This is a genomic window from Klebsiella sp. Sb-30, assembly GCF_057652795.1.
Genome location: NZ_CM172749.1, coordinates 496,870 through 515,911, shown reverse-complemented (window position 1 = coordinate 515,911; position 19,042 = coordinate 496,870). Strand labels below are relative to the sequence as shown.

16 protein-coding genes are annotated in these 19,042 nt (G+C 55.6%); 4 read left to right on the top strand and 12 right to left on the bottom strand.

Going from position 1 to position 19,042, the window contains the following annotated elements; genetic code table 11:
- Positions 1-99 precede the first annotated feature (99 nt).
- Positions 100-363 (top strand): peroxide/acid stress response protein YhcN, encoded by a 264-nt coding sequence (gene yhcN, locus AC236I_RS02465; protein ID WP_004868247.1) that lies wholly within the window; start codon positions 100-102, stop codon positions 361-363.
- 102 nt (positions 364-465) lie between these two features.
- The gene (yhcN-B, locus tag AC236I_RS02460) at positions 466-732 is read left to right on the top strand and encodes a DUF1471 family stress response protein YhcN-B (RefSeq protein WP_004868249.1); all 267 of its coding nucleotides are present in this window, start codon (positions 466-468) and stop codon (positions 730-732) included.
- A gap of 49 nt (positions 733-781) precedes the next feature.
- Here yhcN-B and AC236I_RS02455 read toward each other — a convergent pair whose 3' ends face one another.
- The 4 genes from AC236I_RS02455 to aaeX form a co-directional block, all read right to left on the bottom strand.
- Positions 782-1,057 (bottom strand): barstar family protein, encoded by a 276-nt coding sequence (locus AC236I_RS02455; protein WP_004868252.1) that lies wholly within the window; start codon positions 1,055-1,057, stop codon positions 782-784.
- Positions 1,058-1,218: 161 nt separating this feature from the next.
- The gene (aaeB, locus tag AC236I_RS02450; RefSeq protein ID WP_004868256.1) at positions 1,219-3,186 is read right to left on the bottom strand and encodes a p-hydroxybenzoic acid efflux pump subunit AaeB; all 1,968 of its coding nucleotides are present in this window, start codon (positions 3,184-3,186) and stop codon (positions 1,219-1,221) included.
- A 5-nt stretch (positions 3,187-3,191) separates the two neighbouring features.
- Positions 3,192-4,124 carry a p-hydroxybenzoic acid efflux pump subunit AaeA gene (gene aaeA, locus AC236I_RS02445; protein WP_004868258.1) on the bottom strand — a complete coding sequence of 311 codons (933 nt, stop codon included), beginning with the start codon at positions 4,122-4,124 and terminating at the stop codon, positions 3,192-3,194.
- A gap of 7 nt (positions 4,125-4,131) precedes the next feature.
- Entirely contained in the window at positions 4,132-4,335 is a 204-nt protein-coding gene (gene aaeX / locus AC236I_RS02440; RefSeq protein WP_004868260.1) for a p-hydroxybenzoic acid efflux pump operon protein AaeX, read from the bottom strand.
- Positions 4,336-4,466: 131 nt separating this feature from the next.
- Here aaeX and aaeR point away from each other — a divergent pair, with 131 nt between their 5' ends.
- Positions 4,467-5,396, top strand: a complete 930-nt coding sequence (gene aaeR, locus AC236I_RS02435; protein WP_004868263.1) for an HTH-type transcriptional activator AaeR — start codon at positions 4,467-4,469, stop codon at positions 5,394-5,396.
- Between the two features lie 74 nt (positions 5,397-5,470).
- Here the strand turns inward: aaeR and tldD are convergent, their stop codons facing one another.
- The 8 genes from tldD to csrD form a co-directional block, all read right to left on the bottom strand.
- On the bottom strand, positions 5,471-6,916 hold the full coding sequence (tldD, locus tag AC236I_RS02430) for a metalloprotease TldD (protein ID WP_015585640.1): 1,446 nt from the start codon (positions 6,914-6,916) through the stop codon (positions 5,471-5,473).
- Positions 6,917-7,004: 88 nt separating this feature from the next.
- Positions 7,005-10,805, bottom strand: a complete 3,801-nt coding sequence (gene yhdP / locus AC236I_RS02425) for an AsmA2 domain-containing protein YhdP (RefSeq protein WP_407284488.1) — start codon at positions 10,803-10,805, stop codon at positions 7,005-7,007.
- A gap of 127 nt (positions 10,806-10,932) precedes the next feature.
- On the bottom strand, positions 10,933-12,402 hold the full coding sequence (rng, locus tag AC236I_RS02420; protein WP_004868271.1) for a ribonuclease G: 1,470 nt from the start codon (positions 12,400-12,402) through the stop codon (positions 10,933-10,935).
- 2 nt (positions 12,403-12,404) lie between these two features.
- Positions 12,405-12,986 (bottom strand): Maf family protein, encoded by a 582-nt coding sequence (locus tag AC236I_RS02415; protein ID WP_004868273.1) that lies wholly within the window; start codon positions 12,984-12,986, stop codon positions 12,405-12,407.
- A 7-nt stretch (positions 12,987-12,993) separates the two neighbouring features.
- Positions 12,994-13,482 carry a rod shape-determining protein MreD gene (gene mreD, locus AC236I_RS02410; protein WP_004868276.1) on the bottom strand — a complete coding sequence of 163 codons (489 nt, stop codon included), beginning with the start codon at positions 13,480-13,482 and terminating at the stop codon, positions 12,994-12,996.
- Positions 13,482-14,474, bottom strand: a complete 993-nt coding sequence (mreC, locus tag AC236I_RS02405) for a rod shape-determining protein MreC (protein WP_004868280.1) — start codon at positions 14,472-14,474, stop codon at positions 13,482-13,484. The genes mreD and mreC overlap by 1 nt, the downstream gene beginning before the upstream one ends.
- Positions 14,475-14,544: 70 nt before the next feature.
- A complete protein-coding gene (mreB, locus tag AC236I_RS02400) occupies positions 14,545-15,588 on the bottom strand; it encodes a rod shape-determining protein MreB (RefSeq protein WP_002918653.1) in 1,044 nt (347 codons plus the stop codon).
- Between the two features lie 304 nt (positions 15,589-15,892).
- On the bottom strand, positions 15,893-17,833 hold the full coding sequence (gene csrD, locus AC236I_RS02395; RefSeq protein WP_004868284.1) for an RNase E specificity factor CsrD: 1,941 nt from the start codon (positions 17,831-17,833) through the stop codon (positions 15,893-15,895).
- A 219-nt stretch (positions 17,834-18,052) separates the two neighbouring features.
- Here csrD and acuI point away from each other — a divergent pair, with 219 nt between their 5' ends.
- Positions 18,053-19,027 carry an acrylyl-CoA reductase (NADPH) gene (gene acuI / locus AC236I_RS02390; RefSeq protein WP_004868287.1) on the top strand — a complete coding sequence of 325 codons (975 nt, stop codon included), beginning with the start codon at positions 18,053-18,055 and terminating at the stop codon, positions 19,025-19,027.
- Positions 19,028-19,042 lie beyond the last annotated feature (15 nt).

Genomic DNA, 19,042 nt, shown 5'->3' with positions numbered 1-19,042 from the left:
GTGGTATTAATATTTTTGGTGATTAGTGTATACTTGATTTTGTGATGAGGGTCACGAAACGAAGAGCCCTCAATAATAAGATTCGACGAGGTGAACATCATGAAAATCAAAACAACTGTAGCTGCACTAAGCATCCTGTCTGTTCTGTCCTTTGGCGCTTTCGCCGCTGACTCTATCAACAGCGATCAGGCGCAAGGCCGTCAGTCAATCGGTACCATTTCCGTCGGCGCGGTGAGTTCTTCCCCGATGGATATGCATGAGATGCTGAACAAAAAAGCTCAGGAAGAAGGTGCGTCTTCTTATCGCATCATCGAAGCCCGTACCGGTGACCACTGGCACGCTACGGCAGAGCTTTATAAATAAGACGTAATGATTGTCGGTTACGAACTAAATACGAATAATTCACAGCGGCCCAGGCCCATATAAAGCCTCCCGCCGCTGCAACAAATGGTTGGAGTAAAGATTATGAAACGTTCAATGATCATCGCATCCCTGGGCCTGGCTTCCGTTCTCTCCTTCGGCGCTAGCGCCGCCGTACATCAGGTCAACGCGGAACAAGCTCAAAACCTGCAGTCGATGGGCACCATCTCTGTTTCTCAGGTAGGCAGCGCCCCGATGGATATGCGCCATGAACTGGCGGCTAAAGCCGAAAAAGAAGGCGCAAGCAGCTACCGTATTATTGAAGCCCGTACCGGCGATAGCTGGCACGCTACAGCTGAGTTGTACAAATAAACCCTCGTCGTCTTATCCGACGACTTGCCCCCGCTTGTCGGGGGCTTTTTTATGCCTGCCTGGCGTTAAACCGTAGCTCCCCTTCCAGCTCTTCTTCCGCTTCATCAAACAGCAATATCAAGGCGCCAAAGCGCCGACGCTGCTTATCGCTTAAGTGAATAAACTCAATCTCCAGCGGCAGCGGCAGCAGACCGCTGGTGACGGCTTCCCACAATGAGTCCAGATTGTTCACCTGCTCGCGGTTGAGCGAGAAGCTCCGCGAAAATTCACGATAGAAATCCTGCTGATCGGCTATATCATCAAAATCAAATGTATAGATAGTCATCGCCCACACCCTGTCAACATCGCGCTATTGCCACCTGCCAATACTGCCTATGCCTCCACGCGCCGGGTTTTCTCTCCCAGCTTCCCTGAACGAAACGCGAATATCCCCGACGATTAAGTATAGTGATAAAAAAACCGACGCTTCAGCGTCGGTTCAGGTAGTTAGCTATTGGTCAATACATGCTGGTACTTACGCAACATATCCACCAGCCGTCGGACCGGTTCCGTCACCTGCGGTGACGCCTCCCAGACCTGCAGTTTTTCCTGATAAACGTCCAGCTCTTCTAACAAACGAGCAAAATAGCGACGTCGTTTATCATCGCTGCCTGCGGAAATCACATGGTCCGCAGTGCGGCGCAGCTGGCGGTGAAATGCCGACAGATCGTCGTTCACCGGCACAGGCGCATCCCGCAGACGCTGATGGGCAATAATCAGGGTCAGCGCCAGGCGGAAACGGGCGATATCGCCGGGGAACTTATTCAGCAAGAGGAACAGCTGCTGATAAAGCGCCGGCAAATGGTTCTCTTTACGGCGAGAGGTATTGGTCGTCAGGGATGACACCGCGGCCGAAACAAACTGATTCAGCAGCACACGTCCGGTACGCGCTTGTGAATTATCCCGCACCAGCAGAATCACCATCAGCGCCAGAAAACAGCCGACGATCTGGCCCAGCGCGCTATCAAGAAACTGGCTGAACTGAAACTGCATAGGGTTATCCAGTACCAGAATGTTGATGGTACTCGCCAGCGCCCCCAGCGAACCCAGTCGCCGTTTTTGTACCTCAATACCAATAAAGAACGCCATCGCCGCCAGGCTGATACACAGCAGCAGCATACTCTGCTGCGTAGCGGGCATAATCACCAGGAAGAACAGCGCCCCCAGCGGTAAGGCCGCCAGCGTACCGTAGAGAAAATCTATTGCCACCATTCGTGGGTTGGGCAGGCGCATGGCGAGCGACGTCACCACCGCAATCATCACCATCGCCCCGCTACCGGACGTCCAGCCGGTCCACAGCCAGAACAGCGTCCCAAGAATGCAGGAAATGGAGGTGCGCCAGAAGTTGACCATCGCATGATGACGCTCGGCGGACCCTGCCTTTATCACCACCTCACCCTGCAGCACTTCATCTTCAACCCGGCTGATCCTGGTATTGCCGACCACGCCGCGCTTCAACAGCAGATAGCGTGTCGCGGCGCCAACCCAGCTGTAAATAGTGACCGGCGTATTGTGCTCCCCCTTCCAGGTCAGAAAACGGCGCATTCTTTTCAGCTGTCGATGGACGTCCTGTACGGTTTCAACCGGCTCGGCAAACAGCTCGCGGTAATCATTGGTCACGATTTCCGGGCGCGAATTCTGGATCAGGTACGTTTCGCAGGCCTGAGTAATCAGCGTTAAAGAAAGAGTATTAATGGCCTTCAGGCGCTGATTGACCCTGGCCCAGCGCGAGGACTCCATAATCAGGTTGCTGCGCATTCCTTCCAGCGCACTGGTCCGACGCACCAGCGAACCCCATGCTTTATCAACCACTTCGCTGTCGCCATGCGCCACACAAAGTTGCATCAGGCGGTACTGTTCGATCAGCAGGTTATCCAGCTCAAGATCGATCTCTTTCTTAATCGAGCGCGGGGAAAATAACAGGTCCGCCATAATGGCGCTGACAATCCCCACCACAATCTCGCTGCAACGCTCAACGGCAAACTGCGGCGCCAGCATCGGATCGGTATGAATGGTGATAATAATGATCAGCGCGGTATAGCCTGCCAGCCCCCAGGCATAGGAGTTTTCGACGCGAACCAGCGAGGAGATCCAGGTGCAGAAACCCGCCCACAGACAGCACACCAGCATCATCAGCAGCGGCGCGCGAATCATCAGAATGATTATCGCCAGCGCGGCAATACAGCCGATAAACGTCCCGACAATACGCAGCATCCCGCGATAGCGGATCGCGCCAGAATAAGGTTCTCCGCCGGCGGCAAACGCGGGACCCGCGGTGACAATGGCCGCCGTGAGTACCGCCCAGCGCGGCGTTTCCAGTTGAAAATGGAAGCCGACAAAGAGTGCCAGCACCACCGCACACGCTAATTTAATCGCGAAGCGCAGGTGCCGGGGAGAAATGGTGAAGATCCCCATGGCGATTAACCAAACTCACGCAGGCGCATCGCCAGTTTCTGGAAGAAGTTCACCTGGGTTGTATCGCGGTCTTCTTTACCGGTAATCACCACCGTCGCGGTTGTCCCCGCTGGCCACAGATTGCCCTGCTGCTTGTCGAGTCGAATGCGGACCGGCACACGCTGCGCCAGACGAACCCATTCAAGGTTAGAATCCACGGAAGCCATCCCTTTGGCGTCGCTGCTGCTGCTGGCGTTGGTCACCCCGGCGGCGATGCTATCCACCGTACCTTTAATCGAGCGGCTGCTTCCCAGCGGGGTAATTTCCGCACGGTATCCCTGACGTACCCCTTCCAGTTTGGTCTCTTCAAGGTAGGCCACCACGTAAAAGGTGTTTTGCTTAACCAGCGCCACGGCTGTCGAGCCACGGGTAATAAATTCACCGTTGTAAACGTTGAGGTTGGTCACCCAACCATCGGCCGGCGCGCGGACAACCGTGCGTTCAAGATCGAGCTTTGCCAGATCCCGGCTGGCCACGGCTTTCGCCAGCTGATGCTCTACCGTTTGTAAGACGTTATTGGCCTGGTCTATCTCTTCACGAGACATCGCCTGTACGCCCAGCCTGTTACGGCGGCCGGCTTCAACACGTTTTTCCTGCGCCAGAGTCTGGTAATAGGAAACGTCGGCCTGAGCTTCTTCGAGGGCTTTCTGATAACGCGGCTGGTCAATCACAAACAAAACCTGGTCTTTCTTAACCAGCTGGTTATCCTTGATATTTACCTGGGAAATCAGCCCGGATACATCGGGTGCGATAGCCACGATGTCGGCGCTGAATCGCGCGTCGCGCGTCCAGGGAGACGCGGTGTAATAGACCCAGGCGCGAAAAATCGCGACAAATGCCAGGATAACCAGTATCACAGTGATTGCGGTACGGAAGATATTTCTTGTTAGTGTTTTCACATCGACCTCAAACGAACAAACGCGATATCAGATAAAAAAGGCAGCAATATAACGCGGTATTAAACAGTGCAGGGTGCCAGACAAAATCATAGATGCCGGTGGGAACCAGCAGCCGGTGTACCAGCCAGAAAATGGCCAGCGATATTAGCAGCTCAAAGAAGATCGGCGGAAACGATAAGCCGAAAATCACGATGACAGGAAACAGACTCATGATGACCTTGATAAGAAGCGTACAGGTGATATGCGTGAAGCGTTTATTATGTAGCTAACAATATAGTAACGTAACAATTGCAGCATGATCTATATTATGTGATCTAAATCACTTTTAAGTCAGAGTGAACAATGGAACGATTAAAACGCATGTCCGTTTTTGCCAAAGTGGTTGAACTTGGTTCATTTACCGCCACGGCACACCAGCTCCAGATGAGCGTTTCATCCATCAGCCAGACTGTCTCCAGACTGGAAGATGAACTCCAGGTGAAGCTGCTCAACCGCAGCACCCGCAGCCTTGGCTTAACAGAGGCCGGCAAGATCTATTACCAGGGCTGCCGACGAATGCTGTTCGAAGCGCAGGACGTCCATGAGCAACTGTACGCGTTTAACAATACGCCCATCGGTACGCTGCGCGTCGGCTGCTCTTCAACTATGGCACAGAATGTCCTGGCCCACATTACCGCTGGAATGCTGAAAGAGTACCCGGGTTTATCCGTCAACCTGGTTACCGGAATTCCGGCGCCGGACCTGATTGCTGACGGGCTCGATGTGGTGATCCGTGTCGGGGCATTGCAGGATTCCAGTCTCTTCTCCCGCCGGCTTGGCTCGATGCCGATGGTGCTCTGCGCAGCGAAAAGCTACCTGCAGCAGGCGGGGATCCCGGAAAAACCGGCCGATCTCGCCAGCCATTCGTGGCTTGAGTACAGCGTGCGCCCTGATAATGAATTTGAAATTATCGCCCCGGAAGGGATCTCAACCAAACTGATTCCGCAGGGCCGCTTTGTCACCAACGACCCCATGACGCTGGTACGCTGGTTGACCGCAGGCGTCGGCGTGGCTTACGTTCCGCTGATGTGGGCGATCGAAGAGATCAACCGCGGAGAGCTGGAGATCCTGCTGCCAAGCTACCAGTCCGATCCTCGTCCGGTGTATGCGGTGTATACCGAGAAAGACAAGCTACCGCTGAAGGTTCAGGTCTGTATTAATTCACTGACGGAGTATTTCGTCGAGGTGGCAAAAATTTACCAGGGGATGCACGGCCGGGGAATTGCTCGCTAGCGACACGACACACACAGCAACGATGGCCGGTGCAAGGTGCGCCTCCGCAAGATGCGGAAGCGCATTCAGAATACTCAGGCGGTTCCGCCAACGGTAAGATTATCGACTTTCAGCGTCGGTTGACCCACGCCTACCGGCACGCTCTGGCCCTCTTTACCGCACACGCCGACACCGCTATCCAGCTTCAGATCGTTACCGACCATGGAAATCTGCTGCATCGCTTCAATCCCGGAACCAATCAGGGTCGCCCCCTTCACTGCTTTCGTGACCTTCCCTTTTTCGATCAGGTAGGCTTCTGAAGTGGAGAACACAAACTTACCTGAGGTGATATCGACCTGACCGCCGCCAAAGTTCGGGGCATAGATACCGTAATCAACCGATTCAATAATTTCCTGCGGCGTCGATTTACCTGCCAGCATGTAGGTGTTGGTCATCCGCGGCATGGGCAGATGGGCGTATGACTCGCGGCGGCCGTTACCGGTCGGCGCAACGCCCATCAAACGCGCGTTGAGTTTGTCCTGCATATAGCCTTTCAGGATACCGTTCTCAATCAGCACGTTGTATTGGCCCGGCGTCCCTTCGTCATCAACGGCCAACGAGCCGCGGCGATTGGCAATGGTACCATCATCCACCACGGTGCACAGTTCGGAAGCCACCAGTTCACCCATATGGCCGCTGAACACCGAAGTACCGCGACGATTGAAATCGCCTTCCAGACCGTGTCCTACCGCTTCATGCAGCAACACGCCAGGCCAGCCGGCACCCAGCACCACCGGCAGCATGCCCGCCGGGGCGGCAACGGCAGATAAATTCACCAGCGCCATCCGCACCGCTTCTTTCGCCCAGGCATCGGCACGAACTTCACCGTCTTCGGCAGCCAGGAAATAGTCATAGCCAAAACGACCGCCGCCGCCGCTGGAGCCGCGTTCACGTTTACCGTCGTCTTCCACCAGTACGCTGACCGACAGACGCACCAGCGGACGAACGTCCGCCGCTAAGGTCCCATCGGTCGCCGCGACCAGAATCAATTCATATACGCCGCTCAGGCTGGCGGACACTTCCTGCACGCGTTTATCAGCGGCGCGAGCCGCTTTATCGACGCGGCGCAGGATATCCAGTTTCTCTTCGCGGCTCATACTTTGCAGCGGATCGATACTGGTATACAGCGCGCTGTATTCTACCGCCTCCAGGGTACGCACTTTGCCGTCGCCGCTGTCGCGCACGATGGTACGCGCCGCCTGCGCGCTCTGTTCCAGCGCCAGCCGGCTGATTTGATCGGCATAAGCAAAACCCGTTTTCTCGCCGCTGACCGCACGAACGCCGACGCCCTGGTCAATGTTGTACGAACCATCTTTAATGATGCTGTCTTCCAGAACCCAGGATTCGTGATAGCTCGACTGAAAATAGAGATCGCCGTAATCCAGACGGCGCTCGGCCAACTGGCCAAGAATGGCAAAAAGATCCTGATGATTCAGGCCATTTGCTGACAGTAATTGTTCACTTACCAGGTTCAGACTCATCGTTATGCTACTCGTTTGTTGCCGCCGGTCAGGCGGAAATAAAAAACGCTATCCATTGAGAGTGCGGTAATTCCCCGCAATCGTCAAATCATTGCTTTTTGTCGCTGCGCGCCTGGCGCAGAACTTCATTGATCTGCGGCTGATCGATAGGGCCAGTGATGCGATAGCGCAGGATAGATACTTTGTTCCACAGCGGCCCCAGCACTTTACTGGCGGCAAATACCGCGGCGCCGACTATCGGGTTAATCACAAACGCTGTCGCAACACCGACGGTGGCCGAAATTTCCGGGGCCACGACGGCCTGCATATCCAGTCGGCGGCGTACCAGATCGACCGAGCCTTTCATAGCGATATCCGCCTCGAGGCCATCCACCAGCGTATCATCCGTATTCAGCACACCATCTTTAATCCATGCCGTGCTGTTGATCGAATCAAAATAGAAGCCTTCGCTGAAGGTATCGCTAAAGTCGAAACGCAGCTTCCGCAACAGCGCATCGACGCTCAGCAGACGCAACAGCTGCCCGGCATGACCGGTGCTGATGTCGGTAAATTCGCCTTTCCCGAGATGGCTTTTCAGCACCCCATTGAGCGATGCCACATCCGGCTGCCACGGCGGTGCGCGCCAGTGCAAATCGTAATCGACATCGAACGACGACCCTTTCACCGGCGTTGAAATACCGAAGAAGCTGGCAAAGGCATCCGTTTTATTCCCATGGAGTTTGCCTTTCAGCGACGTCCGCACGCCGCCCGGGGCGTTGACCCATACGCCGTCGGAAGTCAGACGGCCAAAACCGGTATCCACCAGCCCGTTAGCCAGCGTCAGGGTATCGCCTTTAATTGAGAAATCACCGTCGATGCGCCCGTATTTTTGCCCCCATAGCCAGCACTCTGCGCAGCGCAGCTGAAGATCCGGCCAGCCGCGAAAATCAAGGCGCTTACTGGCAAGCGGGCTCGCCCCGTCGGACGTCTCACCGCTCTTCTGAGCGGCGGCCGGGTTGTAATACAGGTAGCGAATAGCGGCCTGCCAGGGAGCATTTTGCCGCATTGTCAAAGAGGCGTTAATTTCGCGCCCCTGGGCTTCAACCTTCGAGCCACCGGCATCCGGTTGGCTCACCAGGCTCACGTTGTTCCAGCTTTGGCCAGCAAATGTCAGCGACGGCGTACGCAACGTTATACGTTCCGGGAAGAGAACATTGCTGCTGACCTCATTGACTGCGCCGCCCTGGAAAAGCGCCAGCCACTCCGCGCCATCCATCGGCGGCATATTCAGCTCAACGCCGGCCTGATCCGGCAGTGGAGAAATGGCTTTGCTATCAGAGGTTAAAATCGCCCGATCCAGCGTCAGCTTACGGCTCAGCAACCAGCGGCTGTTGAAATGATTTTTCGCACCAATCGCGCCGGTCAGCTCGAAGCTGTTTAACCCGCCAGCAACATTAATTTTCACCGGCAGCGGCTCACCCGCTTTTTTATCGACCGGAGAAGGTAAGTCGCTGCTTACGTTTTTCAGATCGCCGTTGATATCAACCTTATAGCTCGCATTCCCATGGTACGGCAGCTCAATGGCCACCTTACCGTCCCACGGCACGCTACCGCTCACGGCATCATTGACCGCTTTTGGCAGCAGACCGGTATGCGACGGCTGCCAGCTGGCGTTCATTCCAACGTTGACCAGGAAGGCCTTAGCTCCCTCGGTGGTGGAAAAATCGAGATTCAGCGGCTGATTAAACCAGCTGGCTTTCAGGGTCTCGCTTTTCAGATCGCCATTTGTAAAGCTGAACTTACCGGTCAGATCCTTCAGCGTCGTATCAATCGGTTTGATAAACAGGCTGTTATTCACCAGATTGACATCGCCTTTGGCGGTGGTCAGCTCGCCATCCAGCGGAATATCAAGATGTAAGCGAGCGCTCACATTCCCATCCAGCTGGAGCTCATCCAGTGCCGAACCCAGCGTCTCTTTCAGCGGCGTCTCTTTAAAATAGGGGCCGACATCTTTCCCCGGACCGTTGATATCGGCATCAATAAGCAGTTTTTCCCGCGAATAATCAGGGATAACCGCATCAAGGTTGCTGGCGGTGACGTTACCCAGCATGACCTTATCAGCCTTCATCCACAAACCGTTATTGATAAAGTCGAGGTTGATATCCAGCCCGGTTAATGCCGGCCAGTCCGGTTGAAAGGCAAAAGTGGCGTTGGTTAATGGCACAGAAACCTGGAACTGGCCTTCGTTATGCAGATAGGGGAACAGGTGCGGATTACCGCCGTAAACCAGGGTCGCGTTGGTTGACTGCCCGCCTTTTATCGCGCCGCTGAGATAATCCACCAGCTCTTTGCCCATCAGGTTTTCCGGGAAATAGCGCCATGCCTGACCGCCGTCATTGGTGCTGATCCCCGCCAGAATTCCCAGCCACGGCTCATCATCCTGCGGCTGTAAATAGCGGAATCCTCCTCGCGCACGTACACCGGTCGCCTGCACGTCAATGTTGCGTCCGTCGAGCATAAATCCTTTGTCATTCTTCACCCAGCTAAGGGTGGCATCGCCTTTGGCGATTTCCAGCGGGGCGCGGAAGACCGTGGCATAAGGCATTTTAGCCTCGCTCATACTGGCTTGCAGTGAGCCGTTCTCCACGCTTCCGGCAACGCTACCGGAGAAATGCTCGGCCCCTGGCAGCAGCTTCCACTGCTTCCAGGAGAGGTCGCTCCAGCTTGCCTGAAAACGGGACTTCTCCGCCGCCTGCAGCGGGATATCCAGCGCCAGCAGATCGATTTTGCCGGCAGGTTGCGTGGTGCGCCAGACCTCGCCCAGCTCAGGAGCCAGCTTATCGGCGATCGGTTGCAGCCCGGTCAGGCCTGTGAGATCGAGATTACTGGCGCGGACACGCAGCTCATCGCTGCGCGCGTGGTTATCGCCGCCAACATCCTGGGCCGGGATCCACGCCATCGCCAGCGCGCCGCGCGGCCAGGCTTTGCCATCGATCGAGATACGGGTATCCGGGATGTCGAAGCCCCAGCCCTGCTTCTCGCGGAAGATATGGGCCGTCAGATTATCCACCGTCAATCGATGAGGCTGACCGTCCCCCTGCCAGCTGGCGCCGCCCTTCTTCAACCAGACGTCGCCGCTGGCGATATCGCCTTTGTCGATGGTCATCCAGCCTTCGAGGCTAAAGCGCGCATTTTGCAATGCAATATTGTCCTGCATCCAGCGCCCCAGCCACGGCTTCACGTCAATATCGTCCGCCTGCAGCCATACGCGCCCTTTATTCAGCAGGCCATTTTCATCACGCAGATCCATGCGTACCTGCATCACCCCATGCTGGCCGTTCAGACTGGAGAGACTCAGTTGCCCTTCTGCACGATGGCGGTTATTGGTGTTCAGCCAGGTGAGCTGCGGAACAGCTAATTCCGCGCGTTGCCCGGAAATGGTCACGAAACTCAAATGGCTATCGCGGAGAATAAAGTGGTCGAACTGGCGCAGGAAAAGATCGCCGATATGGTCGGTTTTCAGGCTATCGCCGCCATCATTGGTCTGGATGGGCGAATTGGTATGGATTTTCAACTGCCAGAAGGTGAGGTCGCGGAACTGCCAGCGCATGTGCAGCAGACTTTGCCAGACATCCAGCGCCAGAGTGACCCGTTTAACAGAGAGCTGACCGCCGTCTTTCAGACCCGCGGAGACATCGCGCACGTCAAGCGTCGGACCAAAATTTTCCCAGCGGGCCGTAAGCTGTGAAGCATTGACCGGCGAGCCTGAAATCGCAGAGATTTTTTCCAGCAGCTGCGGGCGCCATGCGTCCAGCTGCGGCAGAACGAGACGCAGGCCGCTCACCAGCAGTGCGACGACAACTGTCAATGTTGCCGCGGTGAGCAGTAATATCCCGGGCAGTCGCCTCACGCCTCTCTCCTTGTCAGACTTTTACACGTCATCCGTCTCTTTGCCTCCGCGTCGGCGGCGTTGACTTCCGGGATAAGGCGTCGTTTAGCCATGCTCCCGGGCGCCAGAACAGAGGCAAACCAGATGATTACATCATAACGACATCGAACTGCTCTTGATTATAGAGCGGTTCAATTTGCACTTTGACCTGTTTGCCGACAAAGATTTCGACTTCCGCCAGCGCGTGCGACTCTTCCCCTTTCAGGGTTTCCGCAACCGCAGGAGAAGCATAGACCAGGAAACGATCGGAATCGTAGGCATGATGCACACGTACAATCTCACGCATGATTTCATAGCACACCGTTTCCACCGATTTCACCGTACCGCGTCCGTGGCAGGTAGGGCAATCCTTACACAGCACGTGCTCAACGCTTTCACGAGTCCGCTTACGGGTCATTTCTACCAGACCAAGCTGGGAGAAGCCGTTAATACTGGTTTTGACCCGGTCTTTACTCAACGCCTGTTCCAGTGAATGCAACACCCGGCGGCGGTGATCTTCATTATTCATATCAATGAAATCAATAATGATAATCCCCCCCAGATTGCGCAGACGCAGCTGGCGGGCAATCGCCTGAGTCGCCTCAATATTGGTATTAAAAATCGTATCGTCGAGATTGCGATGACCGACAAATGCCCCGGTATTGATATCCACGGTGGTCATCGCTTCGGTTTGATCGATAACCAGATAGCCGCCGGATTTCAGCTCCACCTTACGCTCCAGCGCGCGCTGAATTTCGTTCTCCACGTCAAAGAGATCGAAAATCGGCTGACGGCCGCTGTAATGCTCCAGCTTGCTGGTCATTTCCGGCATATATTCGGCGGTAAACTCCACCAGCGATTCATACGTCAGGCGGGAGTCGACGCGAATACGGTCCAGATGCTCATCGGCAAAATCGCGCAGCACGCGCTGAGCCAGCGCCAGTTCACCGTACAGCTGATAACGGGTCTGCTGCCGTTTTTTGCGCTCCATGACCTTAGTCCATACGCGCTTGAGGTAAGCCGCATCGGCGGCTAACTCCTGTTCATGCACCCCTTCCGCGGCGGTACGGATGATAAAACCGCCCTGCTCATCGCAGTACTCGGCCACCACCTTCTTTAACCGCTCGCGTTCAGCTTCACTCTCGATACGCTGTGACACGCCGACGTGAGAAGCTCCCGGCATAAAGACCAGATAGCGGGAAGGCAGCGTAATGTCCGTCGTCAGGCGGGCGCCTTTCGTGCCGAGCGGATCTTTCACCACCTGAACCATCAGGTCCTGGCCCTGACGAACCAGTTCGGAAATATCGCGCACCGTAAACTGCTTTTGTTCTTCCCCGGCGACGCATTCGGTATGCGGCATAATATCTGACGCATGCAGAAATGCGGCCTTGTCCAGACCAATATCTACAAAAGCCGCCTGCATCCCCGGCAGTACACGACTGACACGACCTTTGTAGATATTGCCTACGATTCCGCGCCGCGCTTCACGCTCAATATGAATTTCCTGAAGAATACCGCCATCAATGTACGCAACGCGCGTCTCCGATGGCGTTACGTTAACTAATAATTCTGCCGTCATCTTTATCCCTTTTCTTCACGCAGTGAGTTAAAGTTACTCAGCAACTCATACGTTTCTACCAGCGGTAAGCCGACCACGGCGTGATAGCTGCCATTAATCTTCCTGACGAAACAGCCACCCAACCCTTGAATACCGTATGCACCTGCTTTGTCCAGAGGTTCTCCGCTGGCCACATAGCTGGCAATATCCTGTTCTGAGAGCAGGCGGAAGGTGACTTCCGTCACCACCAGGCAATCCAGCGTCAGCTGCTTATCCGCCAGCGCCACGGCCGTCATGACCTGATGCGTCTTACCGGAGAGCATGCGCAGCATCTCGGCGGCGTGAGCGGCATCGCGCGGTTTTTCCAGCACTTCGCCGTTCAGGATAACAATGGTATCCGCCCCCAGCACCGGCAGATCGCGCGACGCCAGTGCGACCCCCGCCTGCGCTTTTTCACGCGCCAGACGCGCAACATAGTGCCCGGCGCTCTCCTGCGGCAAGCGTCGTTCTTCAATACCGGGAACCAGACGTTCAAAAGATAGCCCCAGCTGCGTCAGCAGTTCCTGCCGACGCGGAGAGCCTGAAGCGAGATACAGAGTCGTCATATCAACCTTATTGCACCGCAAATTGCTGACGGACTTTCCGCATCAGCAGGAATAACCATGGCCAGAGCACGCCGTTTACTACACTACTCCAGAACACTTCCGGACGGAAAGAGACGTTGATCACTAAAAACTCTGCCCAGAAAACAACGATATCCACAGCAAGGGATAGCATCATCACCACCAGCGCCTGCTGCCAGAGCGCCAGGTTGCGAAACAGCTGATATTTCAGCGCCACCAGATAAGCGATGATACTTAACGATAGCGCGCGAACGCCCAGTGTCGACCCACTGATAAGATCGAGGATAGCCCCCATGACGAAACCGGTGCCTACGTTCACCCGATGCGGTAAGGCGAGGATCCAGTAAAGCAGGATCAGGAACACCCAGTTTGGCCGGAAGACGGTCAAATCCGCCGGCCAGGGCATGACCTGCAGCAATAGTGCGATAAGAAACGAGAGCCAGATAACCCAGCGTCCCTGGCTTCGATAACTTGCCACTATTGTCCCCCTGCAGGCAGAGGTTGCGAAGGCGGCGTTATGCCGGTTGCCGGCGCAGGCATTTGCGGCCCCATGGCATCCGGTGCCGGCAGAACCTGCGGCATCATCTGCATCAGACGCTCATTGGCGACGCGGTGCACCTCTTCCGGCGTCATCGGGTTGGCCCCGTTACGATCGGCTCCCCACAGCAGCAGGAGATAGCGCAGACGCTGCAGACCCGCCGTTGGGCGCGCCTGAATGACCGTATACGCACGCTGCGTGTCGAGCTTCACCGAGGAGACCACGCCAACCGGATAGCCCTCAGGGAAGCGGCCACCGAGACCGGAGGTCACCAGCACATCGCCGACGCGAATATCGGTGTTCGCCGGCAGGTGCTCCAGCTGCAAATCGTCAGTGCATCCGTTACCCGCCGCAATCACGCGAATATCATTGCGCAGAACCTGAATCGGCAACGCATGCGTCGCGTCGCAGATGAGCAGCACGCGGCTGGTTAACTTCGCCACCGCGACGACCTGACCCACAACGCCTTTGTCGCTGATCACCGGCTGGCCTTCGTAAACGCCGTTAACGCTGCCCTTATCGATGACAACCTGATCGCTATAAGGATCGTTAACCGTAGAGATGACCTGAGTCACCATTTTTTGCTCATCCTGGCGCAGCGGCGAGCCCAGCAGCTCGCGTAGACGCGCGTTCTCCTGTTTGTACTGACCCAGCATCAGCAAATCGCTGTTCTTCAGCAGCAGTTCCTGACGCAGCGCGCGGTTTTCCAGTTCGAGCTGATCGCGGGTTGCCAGCGTTTGCGATACGCTATCCAGCAATTCCCGGGGACCATTTGAGATAAAGTAGAAAGGGCTGACGGCAGTGTCCATGTACGTTCTAATCTGACTGAACGTACCCAGGCGGCTGTCGGCGATAATCACGCCAAGCGCCACCAAAACCGCCAGGATAAGGCGAATCTGTAGCGACGGGCCACGGCTAAAAATTGGCTTCATAGGCTATGCGTATTCTCGTGTCAGTTAAGACCAAGGGTAGCTTTTGAGGCTACCCTGGACCTTCGGCTGACTACTCTTCGCTGAACAAGTCGCCGCCGTGCATGTCGATCATTTCCAGCGCTTTACCGCCGCCACGTGCGACGCAAGTCAGTGGATCTTCTGCAACTACGACAGGAATACCTGTCTCTTCCATCAACAGACGGTCGAGGTTGCGCAGCAGGGCGCCACCGCCAGTCAGAACCATACCACGCTCGGAGATATCGGAAGCCAGCTCCGGCGGACACTGTTCCAGCGCGACCATGACCGCGCTGACGATACCGGTCAGCGGTTCCTGCAGCGCTTCGAGAATTTCGTTCGAGTTCAGGGTAAAGCCGCGCGGCACGCCTTCTGCCAGGTTACGGCCGCGAACTTCGATTTCACGCACTTCATCGCCCGGATACGCCGAACCGATTTCATGCTTGATACGTTCAGCCGTCGCTTCACCGATCAGAGATCCGTAGTTACGACGCACATAATTAATCACGGCTTCATCGAAACGGTCACCACCGATACGAACGGAAGAGGAGTAAACCACGCCGTTCAGGGAGATAACCGCCACTTCTGTGGTACCGCCACCAATATCCACCACCATAGAACCGGTCGCTTCAGAAACCGGTAAGCCCGCGCCAATCGCAGCCGCCATCGGCTCTTCAATCAGGAAGACTTCACGAGCGCCAGCGCCCTGAGCAGATTCACGAATCGCACGACGCTCAACCTGGGTTGCACCGACCGGTACGCACACCAGAACACGCGGGCTTGGACGCATGAAGCTATTGCTATGCACCTGTTTGATAAAGTGTTGGAGCATTTTTTCGGTGACGAAGAAATCGGCGATAACGCCGTCTTTCATCGGGCGAATCGCCGCGATGTTGCCCGGTGTACGCCCGAGCATCTGCTTCGCTTCATGACCAACTGCAGCGACGCTTTTCGGCGAGCCGGCACGATCCTGACGAATGGCCACAACGGAAGGCTCATTCAATACGATGCCTTGTCCTTTTACATAAATCAGGGTATTCGCAGTACCCAGGTCAATGGACAGGTCATTGGAAAACATGCCACGAAATTTTTTTAACATACTAAGGGATAATCCTGAAAGCTGGGGCGGAAAACAAAATCCGCTTACTTTACCAACCACACGCAGCAGCGACAAGGCGCAAAAATCATCTGCTACGGTGAAAATTAGTGCAGCGCATTTCCTTCGTTACAAATTTACCGGGTCCATTCAGTGGCGAAATCATCAACAGCGCTCCGCGCCTGAATCTGTAACCCGTCAAAGGTCATTTACTGGCATTTACATTGCGATAATCCGGCAGGTAGACAAGCACACCCCCTTCACTATGGCGCGCGTTATTCTACGTGAAATCACGCCAAACGGCAGATCAAACCGAGTATCTTTGCGAATATTTTTTCACATTTGTGTCAAGTGGCTGTGAGGCGGCAAAAAATTCCCCCTGACCACCCGTGACACCGCACTGAGACAGCACCTGCCACTCACTGCGACTGCGAACGCCGGTTGCAAAAACCTGGACCGGCATGCCCTTACAGGCCTCCACCAGGCTCTGAACCAGCAGCTGGTTCTCACTGCGCTTTTCGATATTGCGCGACAGCCCCTGGTGCAGCTTAATCACTTCGACATCCAACTGCTTGATCCAACTGGTTCCAACCAGCGTTAATCCGGCCTGCACGACGGCGACACGAATACCCAGAGCATTGACCAGGCGCATTACCGGTTGTAAGCGGCCGATATATTGACAAACATCTGCCTCTGCAAGTTCAAAAATAATCCGTCGACGTTGCGATTTTTCACTCTGCATCAAGGTATCACGCAGCCAGCGCTGAAATCTCGGCCGGATCAATGACTCCACCGTCACCTGCAGCGCGAGGTTTTCCTCCGGCCAAAAACTTAAAAATGGCAGTAACCGCGTGATCTGCAGGCGGTCGTACTCTTCCGCCAGACCAAACTGTTGCACCATTGGCATATATTCTGCCGCGATCACCTCTTCCTTTCCGTCATACAGCCGCGACATCAGTTCACGATGATGGACGCGTCCATCGCGGGTAACGGCCGGCTTCTGGTACAGTCGCGGCCCGCCGCGGCTGAGCATTTGTTCAATCAGCGTACGCCAGCGGACGTTACCGCGCCCTTTCTCCGGTAACGAGTCATCGTAGACGGCCCAGCTATTGCTGCCCTGTAGCACCGCATTGCGCGTCGCGGCCTCGGCGCGTTCCATCACCTGGGCCGTTGTCTGCCCGCTGCGGAAAGCGCAAAGACCGATGTGCATCATGTCATCGCGGTCAAGAATCCGCGTCGGCGGCAGCGCATCCACCGCTTTTAACAGCAACCCGGCGATGCTATCGGCCTCTTTTAAGGTACGGTGAGGAAGGAGTACGGCAAAATCACTGCGGTGGTAGCGCGCCAGCAGCGCCCCGGGATAGCGCATAATAAAAGTCGACAGCAGGTTGATGAGCGTGAAGTAGTGTTCTTCGGCAGCGGCTCGTCCCCAGTTATCACGTAGCAGATCGAACTCCGGCAGGCGAATCATCATCACGATACCGTGCGAACCCACTTTTTCCTGATCTTCCAGCAGAGTTGCCAGCTGATTATCAAAGAACAGACGATTATTCAGCCCGGTTTTCGAGTCTTGTGCAGCATAAGAACGAATCAGCGTATCCATACGACTACGCTGATCGCTGGCAAACTGCAGTTCGGAAAGCAGCATATCCAGCGCGCTGCTGGTGCTGGCCGGCCACTCATGTACCGACCCTCGAACCTGCGGCCCGCGTTCGCCGTTGAGGATTCGCGCAGCGCGCACCTCCAGCAGCTCCTGGCCTGCAAGCTGACGGCGAATCCAGCGTACGGAGAAAAAGATAACCAGAACCATCAGACCGATAGCTATCGATAAGGGCCCGGTGATGTGCAGCGAGCGGAAATAATTCACCATCGGGTCGAGGTAGACCACGTGAATCGTCATACCGGGATGTTTTAACGACGGTACCGTTATTTCACGATACTGATTCTTACTCCCCGGCGGACGATAGCTGTCGCTACGCGAGTGACCGTACACCGGCTTGCCGTTAAGCAGAAAATCGACCTGCACAATCTCCACCGGCGTCATCAACTCATCCATTTGCGGTTCGAGCTTATCGAACGAGGATGAGATCAGGCGGTTATCCAGCATCGTCGCCACGGCCTGGACGCGATTCTCCATCTTCAGCTGGATACCGTTATAAAAACTCAGCGAAGCACCGATGAGCGTGACAAAGATGGTCAGGCTGGTAAGCAGCGTGACAAATGCTGAGAACTTCGTCGTTAATCGCATCCCTGTGTTAACTCCGCGAGTGAATGACCGCCCGATAGATTTTCAGGCTCGTGTACTGGCGCTTTACCTAAAGTAAGCACTAACTTTCTAAAGCGCGAGGCATACTATCAAAGCTGGCGTTTCTGGCAATTTATTGCGTTATATCGGCGTAATAATGTCGATAGCGAGTATAGTCTGCAGAAAAATTTTTCCAATCTTTGTACAAATAAGGACCCGCATATGCAGGCTTTAATATTAGAACAGCAGGATGGTAAAACAATCTCTTCGGTGCAAACCATCGACGCCGACCAGCTGCCGCCGGGCGATGTCACCGTCGATATTCACTGGTCGAGCCTTAACTATAAAGATGCGCTGGCGATCACCGGCAAGGGAAAAATCATCCGCAACTTTCCGATGATTCCTGGCATCGATTTCGCCGGTAGCGTTCACTCAAGCGAAGATCCGCGCTTCCACAGCGGCCAGAAAGTGCTGCTGACCGGCTGGGGCGTCGGTGAAAACCACTGGGGTGGTCTGGCCGAGCGTGCGCGCGTGAAAGGCGACTGGCTGGTCGCAATGCCGGAAGGTCTTGATGGCCGTAAAGCGATGGCGATCGGTACCGCCGGCTTCACCGCAATGCTGTGCGTCATGGCGTTGGAAGATGCCGGTATCCGTCCGCAGGATGGTGAAATCATTGTCACCGGCGCCAGCGGCGGCGTCGGCAGTACCGCCATTGCGCTGCTGCATCAGCTCGGCTATTCGGTCGTCGCAGTCTCTGGCCGCGAAAGCACCCATGAATATCTGAAAAGCCTCGGCGCGCAGCGCATTCTCGGTCGCGAAGAGTTTGCCGAAACCCGTCCGCTGGAAAAACAGCTGTGGGCTGGCGCGATCGATACCGTCGGGGACAAGGTGCTGGCGAAAGTGCTGGCGCAGATGAACTATGGCGGCTGCGTCGCCGCCTGTGGTCTGGCCGGAGGCTTTGCGCTGCCGACGACGGTAATGCCGTTTATTCTGCGCAATGTTCGCCTGCAGGGCGTCGATTCCGTCATGACGCCGCCCGCGCGTCGCGCTGAAGCCTGGCAACGTCTGGTGCGTGACCTGCCGGAATCCTTCTATTCAGCGAGCGCCACGGAAATTACCCTCGCAGAGGCCCCGGCATTTGCCGCTAAGATCATGAACAATCAGATCCAGGGGCGGACGCTGGTGAAGATCGCCTAATCTGCAATTTTTCGT